Raw genomic sequence first — 25260 nt, 5'->3', positions numbered from 1 at the left:
TTTTACGTCCGGAGACGTTGATATCAATCCTGCGAGTGCCCACACAGATTGTCTGATAAATTGTTAAAGAGCGGTGCCGCGATTTCTCTAGCGGCGCGGGATGCGTATATTACGCTTTCCGCATTCTCAGTCAAGCATTTATTTTTGCTTTTCTGAAGGTTGCCTTGGAGACCACCTCCTGAACACATCACTTCGTAAGCCGTTGTTCCGTGTCAGTGGAGGCGCAGTATAGGGATTTCTTTTGGGCTGACAAGCGCTAAATGCAAATTAAATTCTGAGTGTTGTTTTTTTCGTCGAAACCCCACTAAATCGCCAGTTTTTCCAGCAATGGGAAGCCATAACGCTGTAAAACCGGTGATAATTGCATCACCTCATCATCCATGCGCGTACAGAACGCCATATTCTGACCAGAAGAAACCGCATGCGGCGCTTCATGCTCAAGTAACCATACGGTTCGGCGCGCAATTGCCGCCCCTGAATCCACTAATCGCGTCCCTTCCGGTAACACCATTTGTAGCTCGTCACGTAATAGAGGGAAGTGTGTACATCCCAGCACTACCGTGTCAGGCGGCTCTTTCATTCGTAGCCAGGGTTGTACGGCGCGTCGCACATCGGACAGTTCCACCTCTTCACCATGAAGTTTTGCTTCCGCCAGTTCCACTAATTCCGCAGATCCCAACATTTCGATTTTGCATTCACGCGCAAACTGCGCCACCAGCTCGTGGGTATAAGGGCGCTTTACCGTGCCGCGTGTTGCCAGTAAGCCCACGACACCGTTGCGAGTCAGGCGTGCAGCAGGTTTGATAGCCGGGACCACACCGACAACGGGGAATTCGAAGCGCTCACGCAGTGCAGGTAAAGAGACTGTACTGGCGGAGTTACAGGCGATAATCACTAATGCCAGCGGGAAGCGTTGAGTGATCGCGTTAACAACCGCAACAACACGATCGACAATAAAGTCTTCGCTTTTTTCGCCGTACGGGAAACATTCATTATCGAAGGCATACAGATAGTGAAGGTCTGGCAATAATTGCCGGACCTCATCATAGACGGAGAGCCCACCGACGCCGGAGTCAAACACCAGCACGGTGGGACGCAGATCAGAAGCTGTAGCTGGCGCTGAGGTAATACTCCGTTCCTGGAGTTGGATAGCCATACACTGTCTCGTAGTCTTTATCGAACAGGTTGGCAATTCTACCACGAACGGTGAGCTGTGATGTGACCGGATACGACACTGCAAGATCCCATAAACTTACCCCACCCAATTTTACGCGCTGCGCGGTGTAGGAGTGGTTATAGTCGGTGTCATAACGGTCGCCCAGATAATGATAGGTAATGGACCAGTCAAAATCGTAGATCGTCCAGTCGAGTTGATATTTCACCTGCTGCTTAGCACGGCGTACCAGCTGTTGGTTGGTTTCAGCATTGCGCGCATCAACATAGTCATAAGAGATCTGATGACTCAATGGGCCAGTGTCGAAGGACGCTGTGGCTTCGACACCTTTAATGCGTGCTTTGTTGATGTTGTAATAAACATAAGTGCTTGGGTCGCTATCGATCAGATTGTCGATGTCATTACGATAACCCGATACACGCCAGTTGACTGGCCCGGTTAGACCTTCAAACCCACCTTCCCACTGCTTGCTTTTTTCTGGCTTCAGATCCGGGTTGCCATAAGTCTGGCTGTAAAGCTGCCCAAGGTTTGGCGATTTAAAGGCTGTACCATAAGAAGCAAACACACTGTAGCCGTCAACAAACGCCCATGAAGCGCTGCTCTGCCAGGTGTTGTGCCAGCCAAAAGCGTTATTGTCATCACCACGTACGGCACCTTCCAGCGTGACACTACCAAACTGTTGCTGCGCGGTCGCATAGATACCGGTATTACGTTGCTCCTGACCTTCAATAGTGGAGTTAGTACCGGGTTCAGAAGTTTGTTTCTGCCAGTCCACGCCACCACTCACCGCCCCGTGCCCTATCTGAACGGTATTGCCCCACTGCAGGTTATATTGCTGCACATCATCTAATGACGCTGTCGCATCATATTTACCGAGCTGCGGGCTGTAGTTGTAATCCTTAGTATGGCTATAACTGGCAATTAACTGGGATGAATAGATGCCCTGATTGAAGCGCAAACCGGTATCCCAGGTTTGGCTATAAAGCTGGCGAGTATCGACAAAGGTGTTGGGTTCAACGTAAGTCGGATAGCCATCGTAAGCGGTACGATTATCGAAGCCATAGCCACGGACAAACCCGCTAAATTGATCGTTAAACTGATGCTCTAACGAACCATACAGCGTCTTACTCATAAAGCCGTCGCGGTCTTTCTGTGCCGGATTGCCGTAAACATCGGGCAGATTGGCCACCACATCATAGCCCTTGGTGTAGGTATAGTTACCTGCCATGGTCAGCTTAGTGGCATCGCCCAGCATTTGCTGCGTAGAGCCGTCATAGCTTTGGTAGCCTTTTGAACCCATCCCCGCAGTCAAGGTAGTACCCGGTTTATCACGACCGGTAATAATGTTAACCACACCACCAATCGCATCAGAACCATATACCGCAGAACGTGCACCGCGGATATATTCGATGCGTTGCACCAGCGACAACGGTATTTGGCTTAAATCAGATGAACCGGAAATACCCGCCTGATTAAGGCGAATGCCATCAATGAGCACCAGCACGTGACTCGAATTGGTGCCACGGATGAACATTGAGCTGGTTTGCCCGAGGCCACCGTTCTGCGCGATATCCACGCCAGGTAAGCGCCGCATCACATCAGTAAGGCTTTTAGCCTGCCAGCGATCAATCTCATCACGGGTGACAACGGTCGTGGGAGCCAGCACCGAAGACACGGGCTGGGCGAAACGGTTAGCAGTCACGATTTGCGTATCATCATCCTGAGCGTATCCATATGCAGCCCAGAGTGAAAGCGCCGTTGCACTGAAGGCAAACAGCGTAGTTTTGCTTTTATTCATTTTTGTAAGCATCCAAAAGACGAAGCAGGATGCCGCAGGCCCACGATCGATAGCACGCGATGATCGTAGTAGTTGCGACGTCACACCGGCAGGTCTTCGGGCTGAGAATCATAAATGGTGAAAAACTTCCCATCCCGTAGGACAGTGTTTATCAATGCGATCACCACGACATTCTTTTACCGCTGCGCGTCAGCTCCAGATTTGCACTGGATTCCCTTTTAACTCAAGGAGGCCGGCTGTCGCAGTCTAAGGTTAAGAAGGCCTGAAAGCCATCTTCCTCTCACAGAACTGGACATCAGCAGGTGAATGCCTACAATCGCCCGGCAAGCAGGCTTATTACCAGGATTGAAGATGACACCCCAACAGCTCCCGATTGAACAATACGACGCGCAACTGGCAGAAAAAGTCAGCCGTTTACAGGCGATGATGGCGCCCTTTGCCGCGCCTGACGTGGAGGTGTTCCGCTCACCGGTCAGCCACTATCGCATGCGCGCAGAATTCCGCATCTGGCACGAGGGTGACGATCTCTATCACATCATCTTTGATCAAGAGACCAAGCAGCGTATTCGCGTGGATCAATTCCCTGCCGCCAGCGAACTGATCAACCAGCTGATGCCAAAACTGATCGACGCGATCCGTGATAATCCAGCACTGCGTTTTAAATTGTTCCAGATCGACTACCTGTCGACGATGAGCAATCAGATCGTGATTTCGCTGTTGTACCACCGCAAGCTCGAAGCAGACTGGACCGAAGCTGCGACCTTACTGCGCGACACATTGCGCGCCGAAGGTATTGACGTTCAGCTGATTGGACGCGCAACCAAGACCAAAATCTGCCTCGATCGCGACTACGTCGATGAATGCCTGCCGGTGGCAGGAAAAGAGATGATTTATCGCCAGGTAGAAAACAGCTTCACCCAGCCCAATGCAGCTATGAACATTCAGATGCTGGAGTGGGCGTTGGACGTCACCCAAGGTTCGCGTGGCGATCTGCTGGAACTGTATTGCGGAAACGGCAACTTCTCGCTGGCACTGGCGCGTAACTTCCGTCGCGTACTGGCGACGGAAATTGCCAAGCCATCAGTCGCCTCAGCGCAGTACAACATTGCGGCCAACCATATTGATAATGTGCAGATCATTCGCATGGCGGCGGAAGAGTTTACTCAGGCGATGAATGGCGTGCGCAATTTTAACCGTTTAGAAGGCATCGATCTGACGAGTTATGAGTGCGAAACCATTTTTGTCGATCCACCACGCAGCGGGCTGGATGAAGAAACGGTGAAAATGGTGCAGGCCTATCCACGCATCCTTTATATCTCCTGCAACCCACAAACGCTGTGCGATAACCTGGCAACGCTGGGTGAGACCCACGAGATTTCGCGCCTGGCGCTGTTCGACCAGTTCCCATACACCCATCATATGGAATGCGGTGTCTGGCTGACGCGCAAAGCGTAAAACAAAACGGGAACCCTGCGGTTCCCGTTGTTGTTTTTAGCTTTTGTTCTTCGCGCGGCGGAAGCGAGTGGCAATCCAGAACACCAACGCCACCATCAGAATGGTCGGGATAAAGTTGGAGCCGATATCCGGATATTCAGCACGCACCAGCGCGCTATACACCAGAATGCCCAGCAGGAAAAACGCCGCAGCCAGTGAAGGCATACCGTCCGGCATGTTGCGGTTCAGATAACGCTGATGCAGGCACCAGGCCGCCAGGCCCAGAGCAATCAACGGGAAAATCGAAAAGGGTACAAAAGTACTAAACAGCACCGAAAAGGAGCCGTTGATAGCTAAACCGGTGATAAAAGCCAGTAACAACGTTCCTTTATCGCGAGGGTTTTGCTCAATCATTTCATTATCCTTATCACATTACTCTTCGGTTTTTTCCAGGGTGACCGCCAGACGTTCCTGCTCCCGGCGATACCAGTAATAAGCACCTTTGGCGATCATGCGTAATTGCAGCACCAGGCGATCTTCAAGCTTGCGACGCTGTTCGACATCCACATCCAGCGCTTCAGCACCTGCACTAAACACGATGGTGACCATCGCCTCGGCCTGCGCTTCAGTGAAGCTGCGCGGCATGCGATTTTCCAGCTCAAGGTAATCGGCCAGTTCAGCAATAAAGTGCTGAATTTCGCGTGCGACCGCGGCACGAAACGCCGCCGAGGTTCCGGAACGTTCACGTAATAAGAGACGAAAAGCGTTGGGATTGTTCCCGATGAATTCCATAAAAGTGGAGACGGAAGTCTTGATAATGCTGCCGCCTTTCGCGATGCGCTGACGCGCCTGACGCATTAACTGGCGTAGCATCAAGCCACTTTCATCGACCATGGTGAGGCCCAACTCATCCACATCTTTGAAGTGACGATAAAATGAGGTAGGTGCAATCCCGGCTTCACGCGCGACTTCACGCAAACTCAGGCTGGCAAAACTCCTTTCTGCACTTAACTGACTGAAGGCTGCTTCAATCAGTGAGCGTCGTGTACGTTCTTTCTGTTGCGCCCTGACGCCCATGTTCCCGGCCTTTTGAGTGATCTGGCAGGCACTATAACAAACTTTTCAGCGTACAGTGGCGCAAACTTGTGAGCGTCTGTGAATCTCACGCTTTGTCAAAACTGGGCAATTTTCGCTGATAGAATTCAGAAGTGCGCGGCGAGATGTTAGAATCTCGTTGTAAAAATGTGATAGAAAAATAGGACGTACTGGTATGCAAAAGTCTTACGATTACGATGCCATTGTGATTGGCTCCGGTCCAGGCGGCGAAGGTGCGGCAATGGGCCTGGTAAAGCAGGGAGCGCGCATTGCAGTGATCGAACGCTACCATAACATCGGCGGCGGTTGTACTCACTGGGGAACCATCCCTTCTAAAGCCTTGCGTCACGCTGTCAGCCGTATTATCGAGTTCAATCAAAACCCCCTTTATAGCGATCACACCCGGCTCCTGCGTTCTTCATTTGCTGACATTCTGAATCACACTGAAAACGTTATCAGCCAACAAACGGCGATGCGTCAGGGTTTTTACGAGCGCAACCGGTGTGAGCTTTATCAGGGCGATGCCCATTTTGTCGACGCCAACACCATTGAGGTTGAGCAACCGGATGGCACCCGCGAACGCTTAACCGCAGAAAAATTCGTGATTGCCTGCGGTTCACGCCCGTACCATCCAGCAGACGTCGACTTTACCCACCCACGCATTTACGACTCCGACTCCATCCTTAATCTGCATCATGAACCTGGCCATGTAATTATTTACGGCGCCGGTGTGATTGGTTGCGAATACGCGTCGATCTTCCGTGGGCTCAACGTCAAAGTCGATCTGATCAACACCCGCGATCGTTTACTGGCGTTCCTCGATCAAGAAATGTCAGATTCGCTCTCCTACCACTTCTGGAACAGCGGCGTTGTGATTCGTCATAACGAAGAGTTCGAGAAGATTGAAGGGGTGAGTGATGGCGTGATCATGCACCTTAAGTCAGGCAAAAAAGTGAAAGCAGATTGCCTGCTGTACGCGAATGGCCGAACCGGTAACACTGATTCGCTGGCGCTGGAAAATGTTGGCCTCGAAGCCGATGGTCGTGGTCTGTTGAAAGTGAACAGCATGTACCAGACTGCACAGCCGCATATTTATGCCGTGGGCGATGTCATTGGTTACCCAAGTCTGGCTTCAGCGGCGTACGATCAGGGCCGTATTGCGGCGCAAGCCATCATCAAAGGTGAAGCCACTGCGCATCTGATCGAAGATATTCCTACCGGGATTTACACCATTCCGGAGATCAGTTCTGTGGGTAAAACCGAGCAACAGCTCACCGCGATGAAAGTGCCATATGAAGTGGGTCGTGCGCAGTTTAAACATCTGGCGCGCGCGCAGATTGTCGGCATGCACGTGGGCAGCCTGAAAATCCTGTTCCACCGCGAAACCAAAGAGATTTTGGGGATTCACTGCTTTGGCGAGCGTGCAGCGGAGATTATTCACATCGGCCAGGCCATTATGGAGCAGAAGAACGGCGGCAACACGATTGAGTACTTCGTGAATACCACCTTCAACTATCCCACCATGGCTGAAGCCTACCGAGTGGCCGCGCTTAACGGGTTAAACCGCCTGTTTTAACGTGGTGCCCAGATAACCCTGCATGTGGGTTTTAATTGCTTCTGCCAGCTGCTCATAGCGGCTGCGCAGAGGCGATCCCGGACGATACACCAGTGCGATAGTACGCTGTGGAACCGGCTTATAGCACGGCAGATAACACACGCCATCACGCACACGCTCATTTGGCACCGCCAGTGAAGGCAATAGCGTAATGCCGCTTCCCGCCGCGACCATATTGCGCAGTGTTTCCAGACTGGTCGCGCGGAAATGGGTATCTTCATCTGCACCCGCTTCGAAGCAGAAGCCCATGGCTTGATCGCGCAAGCAGTGGCCATCTTCCAGCATTAGCAGCTTTTCGCCCGCCAGATCTGACATCGGGACACGATCGCGATCATGCCACGGGTGATCCTGATAGACAGCCAGTTTCATCGGTTCGTCGAACAGCGGCACCTCAATGAAGGCTTCGCTCTCTTTGACCAGCGCCAGAATGGCACAATCCAGCTTACCGCTGTCGAGCTGTGCCAACAGTTGCTGGGTCTGCGCTTCATGCAGATACATTTCGAGTTTGGGGAAGGTCTTGTGCAGCATAGGGATGATATGCGGCAGCAAGTAAGGACCGGTGGTCGGAATCAAACCAATATGCAGCGGCCCGGACATGGCTTCACCCTGTTGGCTCGCCATCTCTTTCAGCACTTTCACTTCACGCAACACGGTTCGTGCCTGGTCCACCAGCAACAAGCCAGCCTGCGTAAATAACACCTTACGGCTGGTACGTTCCAGCAGCATCACACCCAGTTCATCTTCCAGCTTACGAATCTGTCCACTTAAGGTGGGTTGGCTGACATGACAGGCGTCAGCTGCACGCCGGAAATGGCGATGCTCCGCAAGCGAAACCAGATACTCCAGATCACGAATGTTCATTGATATCCTCCAAACCACGATAGCCCGTGGCGATAGATAGAATAGCAATGAACGATTAGCCCTATCAAGCAATGAACAGGAATAATACCGGCCATACGAAGCAATGTAGAAAAGAAGCTGAGATGACATCGAGCATCACCTGCAATCAGCTTGAAAAATCGTGGTGTTGGCCGGGAGTGCCAGCCCTTGATGATGTGCCTATAACAACATGTAATTCTGAAGCTAGAGGTTGGCGGGCTACCGAAAAGGAGCCCGCTTTTTTTTCATCAGCTTAAACGTTTTTTCGCTTCGCTGATGGCGAATGCCACCTGTTGCGGTGCCACACCGCCTTGGGCGTTACGCTTATCCAGGCACGATTGCAGTGACAGAATCGGATAGACATCGTCCTCAATCACCGCACTGAACTGCTTCAGCTGCGCCAGGCTCAACGCTTCCAGCGCGACGCCCTGTTTGATCGCTTCTACCACCGTTTCACCCACAATGTGGTGTGCTTCACGGAAAGGTACGCCCTTCGCCACCAGATAGTCCGCCAGCTCAGTGGAATTAGCATAACCCTGCTCTGCTGCCTCCTGGCAACGTGGACGTTTTACCTGAATGCCGTCCAGCACCAGCACCGCCATATGCAGGCAGTCTCCCCAGGTATCCAGCGCATCGAACAGCCCTTCTTTATCTTCCTGCATGTCTTTGTTGTAGGCCAGCGGCAGGCCTTTCAGCGTCATCATCATGCCGGTCAACGCGCCCTGCACGCGGCCACATTTGCCGCGAATCAGTTCCAGCGCATCCGGGTTTTTCTTCTGCGGCATCAGTGAAGAGCCAGACGTCACCTTGTCAGACAGCTCAAGGAAGCCCGCTTCACCGGTGTTGAAGAAAATCAGGTCTTCGGCAAAGCGTGACAGGTGCACCATACCGATCGATGCGTCAGACAGCAGCTCCAGTACGTGATCGCGGTCGGACACGGTATCAAGGCTGTTGCGGGTGGCGGAGGCGAAACCTAACCAGCCCGCCAGCTGCTGACGGTCGATTTCATACGCAGTGCCGGCCAGTGCGCCACAGCCCAGCGGGCTGACATCCAGACGCTTCAGGGTATCCTGCAAGCGGCTTTCATCACGCGCCAGCATCTCAACATAGGCCAGACACCAGTGCGCAAAGGTCACCGGCTGCGCACGCTGCAAGTGCGTGTAACCCGGCATGACGGCGTCTTGATTGGCTTCTGCGGTCGCGACCAAAGCTGATTGCAGCTCACGCGTTGCTTCAAGCAGCACCGCAACCTGCTCTTTGCACCACAGTTTGAGATCGGTCGCGACCTGATCGTTACGGCTACGTCCGGTATGCAGTTTTTTACCGAGTGCGCCAACTTTGTCGATCAGTTTGCCTTCAACCCAACTGTGAATATCTTCTGCGTCGCTTTGCAAAATCTGCTCTGGATTGGCGCGCACTTCTGCCAGCAGTTCATTTAATGCGGCTTCCAGCTGCTGTTGTTCTTCGCTGCTCAGCACATTGACGGTCACCAGCGCTTTTGACCACGCAATCGAACCGGTGATGTCCTGCTCAGCCAGACGATAGTCAAAACGCAGTGAGTCATTGAATTGTTTGAACCGTTGGTCTGCTGCCTGCGAAAAACGTCCGCCCCAAAGTGCCATCTGCTTTACTCCTGAATTCTGTTAAAGAAAGGGCGGCTCGCGGCCGCCCTTGCAAAAAATCGTCTCTGCTGCGGTATTACTTCTTCTGCTCGTTCAGTGCACGGATGCGTGAAGAGAGAGAGAACAGACGGATGAAGCCGCCCGCGTGGCTGTGGTCGTACACTTCGTCTTCGCCGAAGGTCGCGAATTCTTCAGAGTACAGGCTGTTAGCAGAGGTTTTCTGAATCGCGGTCGCCTGGCCTTTGTACAGCTGCAGTACCACTTCGCCATTCACTTCTTCTGCCAGTGATTCAGCTGCCGCCTGGATAGATTTACGCAGTGGCGCGAACCAACGACCGTCGTAAACTACGTAAGACATCTCATGGCCCAACTGCTCACGCCATTTGAAGCTATCACGATCCAGCACCAGCTGCTCAACCGCACGCAGGGCATTAACCATGATGGTGCCACCAGGGGTTTCGTAGCAGCCGCGAGACTTAATACCCACCAAGCGGTTTTCCACGATATCAATACGGCCCACACCGTGCTTCGCGCCCAGCACGTTCAGTTTTTCCAGGCACTGGAACGGGCTCAGCTTCTCACCGTTTACGGCAACCACACGGCCTTTCTCAACGGTGACGGTCACGTTCTCTGGCTGGTCTGGCGCTTCCAGTGGATCAACGGTCCATACCCAGCAATCTTTGTTCGGTGCGTTCGCTGGGCTTTCCAGTACGCCGCCTTCGGTGGAGATGTGCCATGCATTCTCATCACGGCTGTAGATTTTTTCCAGCGAAGCGGTGGTTGGGATATTGCGTACTTTCAGGTAATCCAGCAGGGCTTCACGTGAACGCAGATCCCACTCACGCCATGGCGCAACCACTTTCAGCTGTGGTGCCAGTGCGGTGTAGGTGGTTTCGAAACGCACCTGATCGTTACCTTTGCCGGTCGCACCGTGGCACAGCGCGTCTGCGCCGACTTTCAGCGCCAGCTCAACCTGCGCTTTAGCGATAATAGGACGCGCCATTGAGGTACCCAGCAGGTAGGTGCCTTCGTACAGTGCGCCAGTCTGCAGCACGGGATAAACGTATTCGCTGATGAACTCTTCACGCAAGTCAGCCACGTGGCACTCAGAAGCACCTGACTGCAGCGCTTTCTTCTCAACGCCTTCCAGATCGGCTGGGTCCTGACCAATGTTGGCCACGAATGCCACCACTTCACAATCGCCGTAATTCTCTTTCAGCCATGGAATGATGGCTGAAGTATCCAGACCGCCGGAATAGGCCAGAACGATTTTCTTAATCTTTTGCGTGCTCATGTCTTAAATCCTTGATTATGCGAGAATCCGGGTGCCAATCGACACGCCGTTGAAAAGGGTTGGCAGCTGTTCAGCATGACGCCAGCTAGCAATATCAACCGGGCGACCCAGCGTACGCGCTGCGTCGAGCGCCGCGTTCACTTTCACGATCATGCCATCAGTAATAATGCCTTGAGCAATCAACTGCTCTGCTTTCTCTGCGGTCATCTCTTCGATGCGCTGACCTTTGCCATCGAGAATACCGCTCACGTCAGACAACAGAACCAAATCAGCACCGATGGTAGCCGCCAGCGCCGTCGCTGCCTGGTCAGCATTGACGTTCATCAAGTCACCGCCATCAGTGATACCAATTGAACTGATCACTGGCATGTAGCCTGCACTCAATAAGGTATTCACCAGCGCAGGATTGCCAGGCGTGGCATTGCCCACGTGACCGAGTTCTTCGTCGAACTGCGCCACGTTAACCAGGCCTGCATCGCCGAGGCATAAGCCCACTGCGCCAATGCCGTATTTCTTTGCCCAGGCTAACAGCGTTTTGTTGGCAGTACCGGCCAGGGCACCGGTAATAATGTCAATCTGATCGGCTGGCGTCACGCGCAATCCGTTCTTCTTTTTCACTGGCAGGGCGAGCTTCTTCATCAGCTCATCAACCAGGCAACCGCCACCGTGCACAATGATCAGCGGACGCTGATATTCGTTGCGATACGCCAGCAGGGCATCAAACAGACGGGCCAGCGCTTCTTCGCTATCCAGCAACACGCCACCCAGTTTAATGATCAATGGATTCATTGCAGTTTCCGTCCGTTAAATCAGTGACAGCGTTTCAGGGAAGCCGAAACGAATGTTCAAACACTGAACCGCCTGCGAAGAGGCACCTTTCAGCAGGTTATCTTCCGCCGCTACCACAATCAGGTGCTCGCCTTGCATGGCAAAACCGATATCGCAGAACGGCAAACCGACCACCCCTTTCAGCGCAGGCACGCCTTTGTCATACACGCGCACCAACGGTTTGTCGTGATAGGCCTTGTGGAAAGCATCGGCGACATCTTGTTGCGTCACACCGGCTTTCAGACGGCAGGTGGTGGTGGATAAAATACCACGCGGGAAGCTACCCAGATGCGGAGTGAAGATCACCGGCGTTCCCAAATGCGCAACGATTTCAGGGTGATGGCGATGGTTGAACAGCCCATAGGGCTGCAGGCTCACTTCACAGAAGCTGGTGCCAACATTGGCTTTGCGCCCTGCACCACTTACGCCACTGGTGGCATTAATCACTGGCCACTGTGCATCGTTAAGCAGGCCCGCTTCAACCAACGGTTTCAATGACAGCTGTGCGGCCGTTGGGTAGCAACCCGGCACGGCGACCAGCTGGGCATCTTTAATTTTGTCGTGCTGCCATTCCGCCAGGCCATAGACAGCTTTGTCCAGCCACTCTTGATGCTGATGGCTGAAACCATAATATTGAGTATAGAAAGCTTCGTCGTTGACGCGGAACGCACCGGAAAGGTCGAACACTACGCAACCGGCTTTAAGAAAGCCTGGTGCCAGATCGTGGCTGACTTCATGGGCGGTGCAAAGGAACACCACATCGACTTTATCGGCCCATTCTGAGGCATCACTCAACGGCTGCAGAGGCAAATCCACAATGCCTTTCAGCTGCGGATGCAGGTCCGACAGTAATTTTCCGGCATCCGGGCTTTGCGCTGAAACCGCCAAAGCGGTTATGTTCATATGCGGATGGCGATTCAGGTAAGTGGCAAGCTCTACGCCAGCATAACCACTGGCACCAACGATCAGCGTATTCAACATCAGGCTGTATACCTTATTACAGTCACACATTCCGGGTCGCGGCCTTGCCCCGTTGCCCACGATGCCGTTTGCAGAAGATTTCTCTCTTCACATGCAGACGACGTTATTGTATTTTTATTCACTATTAATGCATGAATATTGATACATCCTAACCCAAGGACCGTCAACAGTGAAGACAAAATTACCACCTTTTATCGAACTCTACCGCCAGTTGATTGCCACACCATCGATCAGCGCGACCGACAGCGCCATCGATCAGAGCAATGAAACTTTAATCAATTTACTGGCAGGTTGGTTCCGCGATCTGGGCTTCAGTGTCGAAGTACAACCGGTACCGGGTACGCGCCATAAATTCAACATGCTGGCACGCAGCGGATTAGGTGCGGGCGGCCTGCTGCTGGCGGGCCATACAGACACCGTTCCCTACGATGATGGGCGCTGGACGCGCGATCCCTTTACCCTGACTGAACACGACAACAAGTTATACGGCTTGGGTACGGCGGATATGAAAGGCTTCTTTGCCTTTATTCTGGATGCGTTGCGTGACGTTGACGTGACTAAACTGAGCAAGCCGCTGTACATCCTTGCGACCGCCGATGAAGAAACCACCATGGCCGGTGCGAAGTATTTTTCGGAATCCACCCAGCTGCGCCCGGACTGCGCCATCATTGGTGAACCGACCTCGCTGAAACCGGTACGTGCTCATAAAGGCCACCTGTCGAATGTGATTCGTATTCAGGGCCAGTCAGGTCACTCCAGCGATCCCGCGCGCGGTGTCAACGCCATCGAACTGATGCATGAGTCCATTACCCAATTGATGCAGCTGCGTAACACGCTGAAAACGCGTTATAACCACGACGGCTTCGCTATCCCCTACCCGACCATGAACTTTGGTCACATTCACGGGGGTGACGCCGCCAACCGGATTTGCGCCTGTTGCGAATTGCATATGGATATTCGCCCGCTGCCGGGCTTAACCCTGAGCGATCTCGACGGTCTGCTGAATGAAGCCCTGGCACCGGTTAGCGAACGCTGGCCAGGACGTTTAACCGTAGGGGAATTGCACCCGCCGATTCCGGGCTACGAATGCCCTGCCGATCATGAACTGGTGAAAGTGGTAGAAAAACTGCTGGGTGTGCCGACTGAAGTGGTGAACTATTGCACTGAAGCGCCTTTTATCCAGTTGTTATGCCCTACATTGGTTTTAGGCCCAGGATCGATCAATCAGGCCCATCAGCCAGATGAATTTATTGATACCGCATTTATTAAGCCAACTCATGCGCTTATCACGCAGGTTGTGCAGCATTTTTGCCACTGATTAACAATAGATGGGGCAATTCACTGTTAAAACAGTAAATTGCCCGGTCATTGTTCGGGATTTAATAATAAGAATAACTTATCTCGCTTCCTCTCAATTTAATTCTATGAATTTCCGGTAGTTAGCAGCGAATTATCGTCAATTTAAGTCAATTGACGTACAGGAAGAACCGTGGCTAGATAAAAGACGATGTTATGCCCGTTGGGTGTAAGGGTACTTTTAAGACGATAAGGGTGTCAGGGTCAAATGAACGAACAATATTCCGCAATGCGAAGTAATGTCAGTATGCTCGGCAAACTGCTCGGGGATACGATAAAGGATGCACTGGGAGAGAACATCCTCGAACGTGTGGAAACCATCCGCAAGCTCTCTAAATCATCCCGCGCTGGAAATGACACCGATCGTAAGGAATTGCTGAACACGCTGCAAAACCTCTCTAACGACGAGCTGCTGCCCGTCGCGCGTGCCTTTAGCCAGTTCCTGAACCTGACCAACGTGGCTGAACAGTATCAGACCATTTCCCGCAGCGGCGAGGGTGCGAATAACCCTGAGCTGCTGAAAAAAACCTTTGAACATCTGAAGCAGCAGGGCGACCTGAGTGAAGCGGCGATCCGTCAGGCGATTGAATCGCTGTCGCTGGAGCTGGTGCTCACGGCGCACCCAACCGAAATCACGCGTCGCACCTTGATTCACATGCTGGGCGAAGTGAATAGCTGCTTGCAGCAACTCGATCACAGTGACATCTCCGATTATGAGCGCACGCAGGTGATGCGTCGCTTGCGCCAACTGGTCGCGCAAGCCTGGCATACGGATGAAATCCGTAAGTATCGGCCTACCCCGATTGATGAAGCCAAATGGGGCTTTGCGGTGGTGGAAAACAGCCTGTGGCAAGGCGTGCCGGCTTTCCTGCGTGAGCTGAATGAGCAAGTCGAAGAGACCTTTGGCATCAAGCTGCCGGTGGACTTCGTCCCAATCAAATTCACCTCATGGATGGGCGGTGACCGCGATGGCAACCCGAATGTTACCGCGCCAATCACCCGTCACGCGATGCAACTGAGCCGCTGGAAAGCCGCCGATCTGTTCCTCCGCGATGTGGGCGTGCTGATCTCTGAGCTGTCGATGTCTGAGTGCAGCGATGAAGTGCGTGAGCTGTGCGGCGATCCCGAAGCGCTGGAACCGTATCGCATGATCCTTAAGCGCATCCGTGGCCAGCTGATGACCACTCAAGCGTATCTGGGGCGTCGTCTGAAAGGTGAACGCCTGCCGCGTCCAGCCGATCTGCTGGTGAACAACGACCAGCTGTGGCAACCGCTGTTCGCTATCTATCAATCGCTGCAACAGTGCGGTATGGGCATCATTGCCAATGGCCAGCTGCTGGATACGTTGCGCCGCGTGAAATGCTTCGGCGTGCCGCTGGTGCGCATTGATATTCGTCAGGAGAGCACCCGTCATACCGAAGCGATTGCTGAAGTGACGCGCTACCTTGGTCTGGGCGATTATGAAAGCTGGTCAGAAGCCGACAAGCAGGCGTTCCTGATCCGTGAACTGAATTCCAAACGTCCGCTGCTGCCACACCAGTGGGAGCCAAGCGACAACACGCGCGAAGTGCTGGACACCTGTAAAGTGGTGGCCGATGCGCCGGAAGGCTCCATCGCTTCCTACGTGATTTCCATGGCTAAAACGCCATCAGACGTGCTGGCTGTGCATTTGCTGCTGAAAGAAGCGGGCATTCCTTATGCGATGCCGGTTGCGCCGCTGTTTGAAACCCTTGATGACCTGAACAACGCTAATGACGTGATGACGCAGTTGCTAAACATCGACTGGTATCGCGGCTTCATCAACGGCAAACAGATGGTGATGATTGGTTATTCCGACTCGGCAAAAGATGCCGGCGTGATGGCCGCCAGCTGGGCACAATATGAAGCACAAGACGCGCTGATCAAAACCTGTGAGAAAGCCGGCATCACGCTGACGCTGTTCCACGGACGCGGTGGTTCCATCGGCCGTGGCGGCGCACCTGCCCATGCAGCACTGCTGTCGCAACCGCCGGGCAGCCTGAAAGGTGGCCTGCGCGTGACTGAACAGGGCGAGATGATTCGCTTCAAGTACGGTTTGCCAGAAGTCACTATCGCTAGCCTGTCGCTGTATACCGGTGCGATTCTGGAAGCCAATCTGATGCCACCGCCAGAACCAAAGCGTGAGTGGAAGGAGATCATGAACGGTCTGTCAGCGCACTCCTGCGCGATGTACCGTGGCTATGTGCGTGAAAATCCTGACTTCGTGCCGTATTTCCGTTCCGCAACACCGGAACAGGAACTGGGCAAACTGCCGCTCGGCTCGCGTCCGGCGAAGCGTCGTCCAACCGGTGGCGTGGAGTCACTGCGTGCCATTCCGTGGATTTTTGCCTGGACGCAGAACCGCCTGATGCTGCCGGCCTGGCTCGGTGCGGGTGCCGCGCTGCAGAAAGCGATGGATGAAGGCCATCAGGATCAACTGGAAGCGATGTGCCGCGAATGGCCGTTCTTTGCCACGCGCCTGGGTATGCTGGAAATGGTGTTCTCGAAAGCCGACTTGTGGCTGGCGGAGTACTACGATCAGCGTCTGGTGGATAAATCACTGTGGTCGCTGGGCCAGCAACTGCGTGATCAGCTGGCAGCGGATATCAAAGCTGTGCTGACCATCGCCAACGATGCGCATCTGATGGCCGACCAACCATGGATTGCTGAGTCCATCGCGCTGCGTAACGTCTACACCGATCCGCTCAACGTGCTGCAGGCTGAATTGCTGCATCGTGCGCGTGCGCAGGAAGATCGTGGTGATGAGCCAGATGCACGCGTTGAACAAGCACTGATGGTAACGATTGCAGGTGTTGCGGCGGGTATGCGTAATACGGGCTAGTGGTGAAAACACTCATCATGAAGGGGCCAATGTGCCCCTTTTTTTATGGGCGTTGCGCATCGTGGTAAGAGGCGACAAATTACGTAAAGTCGCTGTCTCGTCCCTGATCGCTCAACGCTTTACTCCATTTGCCGCCTCTTCCCACTATGTAAGCCAGTGCCCATAAAAAAGAGGACACATTGGCCCTCTTCTTCGTGATTCCATTGTAGATGATCAGGCCGAGGCAGGCGGACGCACACCCAGCGTGTGACAAATAGCGTAGCTCAGCTCTGCACGGTTTAAAGTATAGAAATGGAAATCTTTCACACCTTCGCGTGACAGGATTTTTACCATGTCCATGGCGACACTGGCGCCGACCATTTTGCGTGTCTCTGGATCGTTATCCAACCCTTCAAACATTGCATTCATCCAACCGGGTACGCGAACGTTGGTCATGGTGGCGAAGCGCTGCAACTGCTTGAAATTTGATACCGGCAAGATGCCCGGCACGATTTCCACGTCAATGCCTGCCGCCACACAGCGGTCACGGAAGCGCAGATAACTTTCAACATCAAAGAAGAACTGCGTGATGGCGCGATTGGCTCCCGCATCCACTTTACGCTTCAGGTTAATCAGGTCCGCCTGGGCACTTTTCGCTTCGGGATGCACTTCTGGATACGCCGCCACAGAAATATCGAAATCACCGACCTCTTTCAACAGCGACACCAAATCCGCGCCGTACATCTCAGGTTTGCCGCTGCCAGGCGGTAAATCGCCACGCAAAGCCACAATATGACGGATACCGTTATCCCAATAATCACGGGCGATGGTGCGTAACTCATCACGTGTGGCATCGATACAGGTTAAATGCGGCGCCGCTTCCAGGCCGGTACGATCTTTAATGCCTTTAATGATGCTATGCGTACGGTCACGCTCGCCTGAGTTGGCACCGTAGGTGACGGAGAGAAATTTTGGCTTCAGGCTGCTGAGTCGATCGATGGAGCTCCACAAGGTCTCTTCCATTTCACTGGTGCGCGGCGGGAAAAACTCGAAAGAAACATTAATTTGCCCGTTCAGCTCAGCCAGGCTTTGGTTCAGCGCTTCGCGTTGATTGGCGTGAAAGAAACTCATCCTGTTACCTCGTCATCACATCGATTATTTTGCGGCCCCCGAACATCCATACGTTTAGACGTCCAGATGCTTAAATTGAACGATTACGGGGTTAGCGTCAACCTAAAATTAATGTACAGGCGTGACAATAATTCAACCAATGTGAAAGAGTTTCATTAAAAGAGGGAAATGCAGACGACGGACGCCGTCTGCAGGAAAGGTCAGATTACAGCAGTTGCGCGAGACGGTTGATATCAGATTGCAGTGCGCCCGCCGTGACATCGCGGCCTGCGCCTGGCCCACGGATCACCAGTGGATTATCGCGATACCAGCGGCTTTCGATGGCAAATACGTTATCACACGGCAGCAGCGAGGCGAGCGGATGCTCCGGACGCACCGCCTCAACACCAACGCGCGCTTTGCCATTCGCATCGAAACGCGCCACGTAGCGCAGTACCAACCCCATCTCCTGCGCGGCCTCAAGGCGTTGCAGCATTTGGTCGTTAAGCTCGTCGGCGTTCTCGAAGAAATGATCGATGGACTCGTCTTCGCAATCCGCTGGCACCAGCGATTCGACACGCACCTGGTCTGGTTCAATGTCATAACCGGCTTCACGCGCCAGAATCACCAGCTTGCGCATTACGTCCTGACCCGATAAATCAACGCGTGGATCGGGCTCGGTTAAGCCCTGCTGCCAGGCTTGATCCACCAGCTCACTGAACGGCACCGTGCCATCAAATTGCAGGAACAGCCACGACAGCGTACCGGAGAAAATGCCGCTGATCGCCAGAATGCTGTCACCGCTTTCACGCAGATCGCGCACCGTATGGTTAACCGGCAAACCGGCGCCCACGGTGGCGTTATACAACCAATGGCGACCGGTTTTCGCGAAGGCATCACGGATCTGGCGCCAGCTTTGGCCACTTGATGCCCCCGCCACTTTATTCGCACTGATGACGTGGAAACCATGGCTGGCAAAGTCGAGGTACTGCTGCGCCAACGGCGCACTGGCTGTGACATCCAGCACCACTAAATCATCAAACGGATGGGCGCGCATCCACAGGAACAATGACTCTTCATCGCGCGCTTCGGCTTCATCTTCAAAGAAAGCCAATGCACGGCTGGCATCAAGACCTTCATAACTCAGCAGGCTGCGGCTGCTGTCCACCACGCCCGCCAGCACATATTCAAAACCGGTCCGCGCCGACAAACTTTCCTGCTCGCGAGCAAACAGCTCCAGCCAACGCGAACCGATATTGCCTTTGCCGAACAGCATTAAACCAATACGTTTTTCCGCGCGGAACAGCGACTGGTGCAGTCCCTGAATCAGATGCTGGGTGGGTCCAACACGCAAGACCGCAACAATGCTGATGTGATCTTCTGACTGCCAGACAAACTCCACCGGCTGATCTTTAATTTGCTGCCAGAAACGATGGCTGTGCAGTGGATTGCGCGTTACCCCTGCACCCACCAGCGCCACCAGCGCTAAGCCATCACGCAATTGCAAATGGCCCGGCAGCGCGGCGTCCTGCAACAGGTTAAAGGCGCTGTTCACCACTTCTGAGGTGTAGCAGAGTTGCAGCAACCGGCGGTCAGGATGCACGCCAATCGCTAACGGACGCAGTTGCGCCCGCTTCAGCAGCAGATCGATCTCTTTCTGCTGGGTTTTAAAGTCGTGGTTGTCCGGGATCTGAATCTCCACCAGACAGACGTCGTCGTGGCTGGTGACGATACGTGCGCCAGTGCCAGAAGCCAGCACGCGTTCAATGCGCGTGGAACCCTGCTCCGGCTGGTAACTGCAACGCAGTTGCAAATCGATATCGCTATTTGAGACTGGCTGTAACGTGCGGGTATGCAGCACCGGGGCAGCGAGACGTGCCAGTTCGCTGGCTTCGTCTAAACGCAGCAGCGGTAACAGACAAGCATCGGAAACTTTACGTGGATCGGCACTGTAAACCCCGGCCACGTCACTCCAGATGGTCACGCGACTGACGCCAGCCAGCGCACCAATCTGCGTGGCCGAGTAATCCGAACCATTACGGCCCAGCAACACGGTTTCACCGGCATCGCTGCGGCTGATAAAGCCGGTCACCACCAGACGTTTATGCGGATGCTGTGCCAGCAATGCCTGCAACAGCGGCCAGGATTTGCCTTCATCCACCTGTGGCTGCGCAGCACGCTCGGCACGCAGGAAGTCACGTGCATCCAGCCAGGCCGCTTCAATATCACGCTGGCTGAGTACCGCGGCCATTAAACGCGCCGACCAAAGTTCGCCATGACCGACGACTTCGGCATAGACCGCATCGGTGATGGTGCCATCCAGCAGTGCCGCAAGACGTTCCAAATCACGAATAAACGAAGCTGTCAGGGTTTCAGCAAATTCAGCAGGCAGCAGCGCAGCAATCAGCTCACTGTGGTAACGCCGTAAAGCTTGTTGCACCTGATGCGCAGATAAGCGATCGCTCTGACTCAGCTTGAGCCAGCTAATCAGCTGATTGGTGGTACTGCCTGCGGCAGAGACCACCATTAAGTCGCCCGGCTGGCTGTAATCCGCCATGATGCTGGCGACACGCTGATAACAACGCGCATCGGCCAGGCTACTGCCACCAAATTTATGCAACTGCTTGTTCGGCGTTCCCGCGCCTGCTGAAATCGTCATGCTTAGTCCTCGGCTGCGATCCGGAAGGCATTATCCAGATCGGCGATTAAATCTTCGTGATCTTCAATTCCGACAGAAATACGCAACAGCGTTTCCGAAATTCCCGCTGCGGCACGCGCTTCCGCAGACATACCTGCATGCGTCATGGTCGCGGTATGCGAAATCAGACTCTCTACGCCACCCAGCGATTCTGCCAGGGTGAACAGCTGCAGCGCTTTCAGGAAGCGGCGCAGACGTGCTTCATCAGCGTCGAGTTCAAAACTGAGCATCGCCCCAAAGCCACGCTGTTGACGTACCGCATACTCATGCCCCGCATTTTCCGGCAGAGACGGATGATACAGTTTTTTCACCAGCGGTTGTTGCTTCAGGTAATCAACAATTGCCAGCGCATTACGTTGTGCGGCCGCCATACGTGGTGCCAGCGTGCGCAAACCACGCAGCAGCAGGTAGCTATCAAACGCTGCGCCGGTTACACCAATATTATTCGCCCACCAGGCCAGTTCGGTTGCCACGGCAGGATCTTTAGAAATCACCGCACCTGCCACCACGTCAGAGTGGCCATTCAGGTATTTGGTGCAAGAGTGGATCACCAGATCGGCACCCAGTGCCAGCGGGTTCTGCAACGCCGGGCTCAGGAAGGTGTTATCCACCACGCTGACGGCACCGGCTTCACGCGCCGCCTGGCAAATACCGGCGATATCCACCACGCGCAGCAACGGGTTGCTTGGGCTTTCAACCAGCACCAGCTTCGGTTTTTCAGCCAGCGCCGCGGCCAGTGCCGCTTTATCACCCTGATCGACAAATTTGACGCGATAAGCGCCACGCTTGCTCAGGCTGTCGAACAGGCGATAGCTGCCGCCGTAACAGTCATGTGGGGCCACCAACAGGTCGCCCGGCTTCAGGAACACGGTGGTCACCAGATGGATTGCCGACATCCCGGTATTGGTCAATACCGCGCCCACACCACCTTCCAACTCGGCCAGCGCGCGTTGTACCACATCACGCGTAGGATTTCCGCGACGTGAGTAGTCATGCGCACGCGGTTCGTTGAAATCGAGAAAGTTGTAGGTGCTGGAAAGATGAATCGGGGGGACAACGCAGCCATATTGCTCGTCATCATTCAAACCGCTGCGTACTGCGATGGTTGCCTGTTTACGCGTCATGGTGCTTACTGTTCCTGAAGTGTAATAAGAAGTGGCAACAGGATAACATTCAGCGCATAGACGTCAATACATCTGGACATCTAAATGTCTTTGCGTATAGATTGAGCAAATCATCAATAACCGCTAAAATTACGCGTCATCGCCTGATGTTCAGCGCGCTTTCCTGTGAAAAGCGATGTTTAAGCATAAAACCGGCAGTTTAAGCGGTCAGGCATCGAAAAATCGGGCATAATCAACGGATTTCCCCATATTCAACTTTTATTGATTAAGGTAACCCATGGCTGAATGGAACGGCGAATATATCAGCCCTTACGCTGAGCACGGTAAGAAGAGCGAGCAGGTCAAGAAAATTACAGTTTCTATCCCGCTGAAAGTGCTGAAAATTTTAACGGATGAGCGCACCCGCCGTCAGGTGAACAACCTGCGTCATGCCACTAACAGCGAATTGCTGTGCGAAGCCTTTTTGCATGCTTTCACCGGGCAGCCTCTGCCAAATGATGTTGATCTGCGTAAAGAACGCAGTGATGAGATTCCGGAAGAAGCCAAACAGATCATGCGTGAGATGGGCATCGATCCTGATACCTGGGAATACTGAGTCCAGAAACAAAAAAACCCAGCCTTGGCTGGGTTTTTTCTTGCTGCCGAATCATGAAGATTCGATGGCAAATAATCTTATTTCTTGCTGCCTGGGATGCTGAAACGCTTGTTGAAGCGATCAACACGACCACCAGAATCAACAACACGCTGCTTACCAGTGTAGAACGGGTGGCATTTGCCGCACACGTCCAGGTTCAGGGTACCAGTCATGGTTGAACGGGTGTTGATCACGTTGCCGCAAGAGCAGGTGATGGTCACAGCTTCGTATTTCGGGTGAATACCTTGTTTCATGGGAGAACCTCATAAAAGGCCGTGTCGCTCTCCGTGCCAGGCGAACCTGCACAGCACCACACGCGGTTGAACAATTAAGTGTATCTTTGACGAGTCGTCTCATCAAAGGCGGCATAGTATACAGAATTTGACCGCATCAGGCAAATCCCTGCGATCTATACCCGCTGCTGAAGCGAGCGTGTACACTACTTCTCCTTTTGACAGAACCGGATAGAGATCGACATGCCCGTTGTTCAGGTTGCCCTGCCCGTTCCGCTGCCTCGCCTGTTTGACTACCTGCTGCCCATCGACGCGCCGCAGCCAGTGGTCGGCAGCCGCGTGAGCGTAACGTTTGGCAATCGCAAAATGATTGGCATTGTGGTGAAGATTCAGGAAAGCAGCGATCTGCCTCTGGCGCAGCTAAAGCAACTGGAAAGCGTGCTGGACGATCAGAGCCTGTTCTCTCCCGCACTGTGGCGCATCCTCAACTGGGCAGCAAGTTACTATCATTCCCCACTCGGCGAAGTGCTGAGCCACGCGTTGCCGGTGCTGTTACGCCAGGGTAAACCGGCTCAGGAAGCCCCGCTCTGGCAGTGGGTGATCAACGACGCGGGGCGTGAAGTGGCGATGGAAAGCCTGAAGCGTGCGCCTAAGCAGCAGCAGGCGCTGGCGGCACTGCGTCAACAACCGCTTTATCGCCATCAGGTCAGTGAACAGGATCTGACTGACGCTGCGCTGCAATCGCTGCGCGCAAAAGGGCTGTGTGATCTGCGTGAACACGCGCCGCAAATGCACGACTGGCGCACCACCTTTGCCGTAAAAGGCGATCGCCTGCGCCTGAACACCGATCAGGCCATGGCAGTAGGTGCGATTCGCAGCGAAGACGAGCACTATGCCCCTTGGTTACTGGCAGGCATTACCGGTTCCGGTAAAACGGAAGTCTACCTCAGCGTGCTGGAGAATGTGCTGGCACGCGGCAAACAGGCGCTGGTGCTGGTGCCAGAGATCGGGCTGACGCCCCAAACTATCGCCCGCTTCCGCGAGCGATTTGATGCGCCCATCGATGTCCTGCACTCTGCACTCAACGACAGTGAGCGCCTGGCAGTGTGGCTGCGTGCGCGCCGCGGCGAAACGGCGATTATCATCGGCACGCGCTCGGCCTTGTTCACGCCGCTGGCCCGTCCTGGCGTGATCATTATTGATGAAGAGCACGACAGCTCTTATAAGCAGCAGGAAGGCTGGCGCTATCAAGCTCGTGATTTGGCGGTGTTCCGTGCGCACGCGGAGGATATTCCTGTCGTGATGGGTTCAGCCACGCCGGCGCTGGAAACCCTGCACAATGTGCGCGTCGGGAAGTATCGCCAGCTTAACCTCACCAAACGCGCCGGAAATGCCAAACCGGCATTACAACAGCTGATCGATCTCAAGGGCCAGCAGCTAAAAGGCGGCCTGGCCCCCGCGCTGTTAGGCAAAATGCGTCAGCATTTACAGGCCGATAATCAGGTGTTGCTGTTCCTTAACCGACGCGGATTTTCTCCGGCGTTAATGTGCCACGACTGCGGCTGGTTAGCCGAGTGTCAGCGTTGCGATAGCTATTACACCCTCCATCAACATCACCGCCAGTTGCGCTGCCACCATTGCGACAGCCAGCGCCCGTTGCCAAACCAGTGTCCTGGCTGTGGTTCAACGCATTTGATGCCGGTGGGTGTAGGGACCGAACAGCTGGAAGAGCAGCTCAGCACACTCTTCCCTGGCGTGCCGGTATCGCGCATCGACCGTGATACCACCAGCCGCAAAGGCGCGCTGGAACAACATCTGGCCGATGTGCATCGCGGGGGAGCCCGCATTTTGGTCGGTACGCAGATGCTGGCCAAAGGCCACCATTTCCCCGATGTGACATTGGTATCACTACTGGATGTTGATGGCGCGTTGTTCTCCGCTGACTTCCGGGCTGCCGAACGCTTTGCGCAGCTGTATACTCAGGTCGCGGGCCGCGCTGGACGCGCCGGAAAACAGGGTGAAGTGTTGCTACAAACCCATCATCCGGAACATCCCCTGTTGCAGACGCTGCTCCATCGCGGCTATTTCGCTTTTGCTGACGAAACCTTGCTGGAGCGCCAATCCGTCCAACTCCCCCCCTGGACCAGCCATGCGCTGTTTCGGGCTGAAGACCTCGATAACGCGCAAGCCGCAGAATTTTTGACGCAGCTGCGTAATTTGCTGGAAGCCAGCCCACTGAAAGATGAAGCCATGTGGTTGATGGGTCCGGTTCCTGCTCTGGCGCCGAAACGCAGTGGACGCTGGCGTTGGCAACTGCTGATACAGCACCCTTCCCGCAAACGCCTGCAGCAGTTGCTCAGCAGTTCATTACCCCTGATCTCAACCTTGCCAAGCGCGCGTAAGGTGAAATGGACGCTGGATATCGATCCTACTGAGAGTTAAGCCACGTCACATCTGCGAGCCAGATCGAAAAAAGTCGCACAAGTCACAATTTTTATGCAAATTAAGTAACAACCTCATCCGGCGTTGGGTTATCAATAGTGCCC

The 25260-nt window shown here is 54.0% G+C and carries 19 protein-coding genes and 1 riboswitch; of the genes, 6 read left to right on the top strand and 13 right to left on the bottom strand.

Annotated elements, in window-relative coordinates:
- Positions 1–304 precede the first annotated feature (304 nt).
- Together murI and btuB are read right to left on the bottom strand one after the other, a co-directional pair.
- Entirely contained in the window at positions 305–1156 is an 852-nt protein-coding gene (gene murI, locus QMZ30_RS21475) for a glutamate racemase (RefSeq protein ID WP_283228883.1), read from the bottom strand.
- On the bottom strand, positions 1101–2972 hold the full coding sequence (gene btuB, locus QMZ30_RS21470; protein ID WP_283228882.1) for a TonB-dependent vitamin B12 receptor BtuB: 1872 nt from the start codon (positions 2970–2972) through the stop codon (positions 1101–1103). The genes murI and btuB overlap by 56 nt, the downstream gene beginning before the upstream one ends.
- Before the next feature lie 69 nt (positions 2973–3041).
- Positions 3042–3224: riboswitch (cobalamin riboswitch) on the bottom strand.
- 99 nt (positions 3225–3323) lie between these two features.
- Here btuB and trmA point away from each other — a divergent pair.
- Complete coding sequence (trmA, locus tag QMZ30_RS21465; RefSeq protein ID WP_283228881.1) at positions 3324–4427, top strand: tRNA (uridine(54)-C5)-methyltransferase TrmA; 1104 nt, start codon at positions 3324–3326, stop codon at positions 4425–4427.
- Positions 4428–4463: 36 nt separating this feature from the next.
- On the opposite strand, the gene QMZ30_RS21460 is transcribed toward trmA, so the two are convergent.
- Both QMZ30_RS21460 and fabR read right to left on the bottom strand, forming a co-directional pair.
- Positions 4464–4820 (bottom strand): YijD family membrane protein, encoded by a 357-nt coding sequence (locus QMZ30_RS21460; protein ID WP_039336515.1) that lies wholly within the window; start codon positions 4818–4820, stop codon positions 4464–4466.
- Between the two features lie 18 nt (positions 4821–4838).
- Positions 4839–5483, bottom strand: a complete 645-nt coding sequence (fabR, locus tag QMZ30_RS21455) for an HTH-type transcriptional repressor FabR (protein ID WP_283228880.1) — start codon at positions 5481–5483, stop codon at positions 4839–4841.
- Positions 5484–5676: 193 nt separating this feature from the next.
- Between fabR and sthA the strand changes: the two genes are divergently transcribed.
- Positions 5677–7077 carry a Si-specific NAD(P)(+) transhydrogenase gene (gene sthA, locus QMZ30_RS21450; protein WP_021506825.1) on the top strand — a complete coding sequence of 467 codons (1401 nt, stop codon included), beginning with the start codon at positions 5677–5679 and terminating at the stop codon, positions 7075–7077.
- Here the strand turns inward: sthA and oxyR are convergent.
- The 5 genes from oxyR to argC all read right to left on the bottom strand — a co-directional run bounded on the left by oxyR (position 7060) and on the right by argC (position 12720).
- Positions 7060–7977, bottom strand: a complete 918-nt coding sequence (oxyR, locus tag QMZ30_RS21445) for a DNA-binding transcriptional regulator OxyR (protein ID WP_058970382.1) — start codon at positions 7975–7977, stop codon at positions 7060–7062. The genes sthA and oxyR overlap by 18 nt on opposite strands.
- A gap of 266 nt (positions 7978–8243) precedes the next feature.
- A complete protein-coding gene (argH, locus tag QMZ30_RS21440) occupies positions 8244–9617 on the bottom strand; it encodes an argininosuccinate lyase (RefSeq protein ID WP_283228879.1) in 1374 nt (457 codons plus the stop codon).
- A gap of 76 nt (positions 9618–9693) precedes the next feature.
- Positions 9694–10911: an argininosuccinate synthase gene (locus QMZ30_RS21435; RefSeq protein ID WP_039336506.1), complete on the bottom strand. Its 1218-nt coding sequence runs from the start codon at positions 10909–10911 to the stop codon at positions 9694–9696.
- A 15-nt stretch (positions 10912–10926) separates the two neighbouring features.
- Positions 10927–11700: an acetylglutamate kinase gene (gene argB / locus QMZ30_RS21430; RefSeq protein ID WP_039336504.1), complete on the bottom strand. Its 774-nt coding sequence runs from the start codon at positions 11698–11700 to the stop codon at positions 10927–10929.
- 15 nt (positions 11701–11715) lie between these two features.
- The gene (gene argC / locus QMZ30_RS21425; protein WP_283228878.1) at positions 11716–12720 is read right to left on the bottom strand and encodes an N-acetyl-gamma-glutamyl-phosphate reductase; all 1005 of its coding nucleotides are present in this window, start codon (positions 12718–12720) and stop codon (positions 11716–11718) included.
- Between the two features lie 169 nt (positions 12721–12889).
- On the opposite strand from argC, the gene argE reads away from it, so the two are divergent.
- Complete coding sequence (argE, locus tag QMZ30_RS21420) at positions 12890–14038, top strand: acetylornithine deacetylase (RefSeq protein ID WP_058970391.1); 1149 nt, start codon at positions 12890–12892, stop codon at positions 14036–14038.
- Positions 14039–14284: 246 nt separating this feature from the next.
- A complete protein-coding gene (gene ppc, locus QMZ30_RS21415) occupies positions 14285–16936 on the top strand; it encodes a phosphoenolpyruvate carboxylase (RefSeq protein WP_039328300.1) in 2652 nt (883 codons plus the stop codon).
- 213 nt (positions 16937–17149) lie between these two features.
- On the opposite strand, the gene metF is transcribed toward ppc, so the two are convergent.
- The 3 genes from metF to metB all read right to left on the bottom strand — a co-directional run bounded on the left by metF (position 17150) and on the right by metB (position 21847).
- A complete protein-coding gene (metF, locus tag QMZ30_RS21410; protein WP_283228877.1) occupies positions 17150–18046 on the bottom strand; it encodes a methylenetetrahydrofolate reductase in 897 nt (298 codons plus the stop codon).
- Between the two features lie 205 nt (positions 18047–18251).
- Complete coding sequence (locus tag QMZ30_RS21405; RefSeq protein WP_283228876.1) at positions 18252–20684, bottom strand: bifunctional aspartate kinase/homoserine dehydrogenase II; 2433 nt, start codon at positions 20682–20684, stop codon at positions 18252–18254.
- A gap of 2 nt (positions 20685–20686) precedes the next feature.
- Entirely contained in the window at positions 20687–21847 is a 1161-nt protein-coding gene (gene metB, locus QMZ30_RS21400; protein ID WP_039328291.1) for a cystathionine gamma-synthase, read from the bottom strand.
- A 277-nt stretch (positions 21848–22124) separates the two neighbouring features.
- Between metB and metJ the strand changes: the two genes are divergently transcribed.
- Entirely contained in the window at positions 22125–22442 is a 318-nt protein-coding gene (gene metJ, locus QMZ30_RS21395) for a met regulon transcriptional regulator MetJ (RefSeq protein ID WP_034823729.1), read from the top strand.
- A 77-nt stretch (positions 22443–22519) separates the two neighbouring features.
- Here metJ and rpmE read toward each other — a convergent pair whose 3' ends face one another.
- Positions 22520–22735, bottom strand: a complete 216-nt coding sequence (gene rpmE / locus QMZ30_RS21390; protein WP_021506837.1) for a 50S ribosomal protein L31 — start codon at positions 22733–22735, stop codon at positions 22520–22522.
- Positions 22736–22957: 222 nt separating this feature from the next.
- Here rpmE and priA point away from each other — a divergent pair, with 222 nt between their 5' ends.
- Entirely contained in the window at positions 22958–25156 is a 2199-nt protein-coding gene (gene priA / locus QMZ30_RS21385; protein ID WP_283228875.1) for a primosomal protein N', read from the top strand.
- Positions 25157–25260: the final 104 nt, after the last annotated feature.

The organism is Pantoea sp. EA-12 (assembly GCF_030053355.1).
Taxonomy (GTDB): domain Bacteria; phylum Pseudomonadota; class Gammaproteobacteria; order Enterobacterales; family Enterobacteriaceae; genus Pantoea; species Pantoea vagans_C.
The sequence above is the reverse complement of the archived record's forward strand: the minus strand, read 5'-3'. Positions and strand labels throughout refer to the sequence as shown.

Coding starts and splice junctions, on each gene's coding strand:
- murI (WP_283228883.1), bottom strand. CDS start 1,156: ATGGCTATCCAACTCCAGGAACGGAGTATTACCTCAGCGCCAGCTACA.
- btuB (WP_283228882.1), bottom strand. CDS start 2,972: ATGAATAAAAGCAAAACTACGCTGTTTGCCTTCAGTGCAACGGCGCTT.
- trmA (WP_283228881.1), top strand. CDS start 3,324: ATGACACCCCAACAGCTCCCGATTGAACAATACGACGCGCAACTGGCA.
- QMZ30_RS21460 (WP_039336515.1), bottom strand. CDS start 4,820: ATGATTGAGCAAAACCCTCGCGATAAAGGAACGTTGTTACTGGCTTTT.
- fabR (WP_283228880.1), bottom strand. CDS start 5,483: ATGGGCGTCAGGGCGCAACAGAAAGAACGTACACGACGCTCACTGATT.
- sthA (WP_021506825.1), top strand. CDS start 5,677: ATGCAAAAGTCTTACGATTACGATGCCATTGTGATTGGCTCCGGTCCA.
- oxyR (WP_058970382.1), bottom strand. CDS start 7,977: ATGAACATTCGTGATCTGGAGTATCTGGTTTCGCTTGCGGAGCATCGC.
- argH (WP_283228879.1), bottom strand. CDS start 9,617: ATGGCACTTTGGGGCGGACGTTTTTCGCAGGCAGCAGACCAACGGTTC.
- QMZ30_RS21435 (WP_039336506.1), bottom strand. CDS start 10,911: ATGAGCACGCAAAAGATTAAGAAAATCGTTCTGGCCTATTCCGGCGGT.
- argB (WP_039336504.1), bottom strand. CDS start 11,700: ATGAATCCATTGATCATTAAACTGGGTGGCGTGTTGCTGGATAGCGAA.
- argC (WP_283228878.1), bottom strand. CDS start 12,720: ATGTTGAATACGCTGATCGTTGGTGCCAGTGGTTATGCTGGCGTAGAG.
- ppc (WP_039328300.1), top strand. CDS start 14,285: ATGAACGAACAATATTCCGCAATGCGAAGTAATGTCAGTATGCTCGGC.
- metF (WP_283228877.1), bottom strand. CDS start 18,046: ATGAGTTTCTTTCACGCCAATCAACGCGAAGCGCTGAACCAAAGCCTG.
- QMZ30_RS21405 (WP_283228876.1), bottom strand. CDS start 20,684: ATGACGATTTCAGCAGGCGCGGGAACGCCGAACAAGCAGTTGCATAAA.
- metB (WP_039328291.1), bottom strand. CDS start 21,847: ATGACGCGTAAACAGGCAACCATCGCAGTACGCAGCGGTTTGAATGAT.
- metJ (WP_034823729.1), top strand. CDS start 22,125: ATGGCTGAATGGAACGGCGAATATATCAGCCCTTACGCTGAGCACGGT.
- rpmE (WP_021506837.1), bottom strand. CDS start 22,735: ATGAAACAAGGTATTCACCCGAAATACGAAGCTGTGACCATCACCTGC.
- priA (WP_283228875.1), top strand. CDS start 22,958: ATGCCCGTTGTTCAGGTTGCCCTGCCCGTTCCGCTGCCTCGCCTGTTT.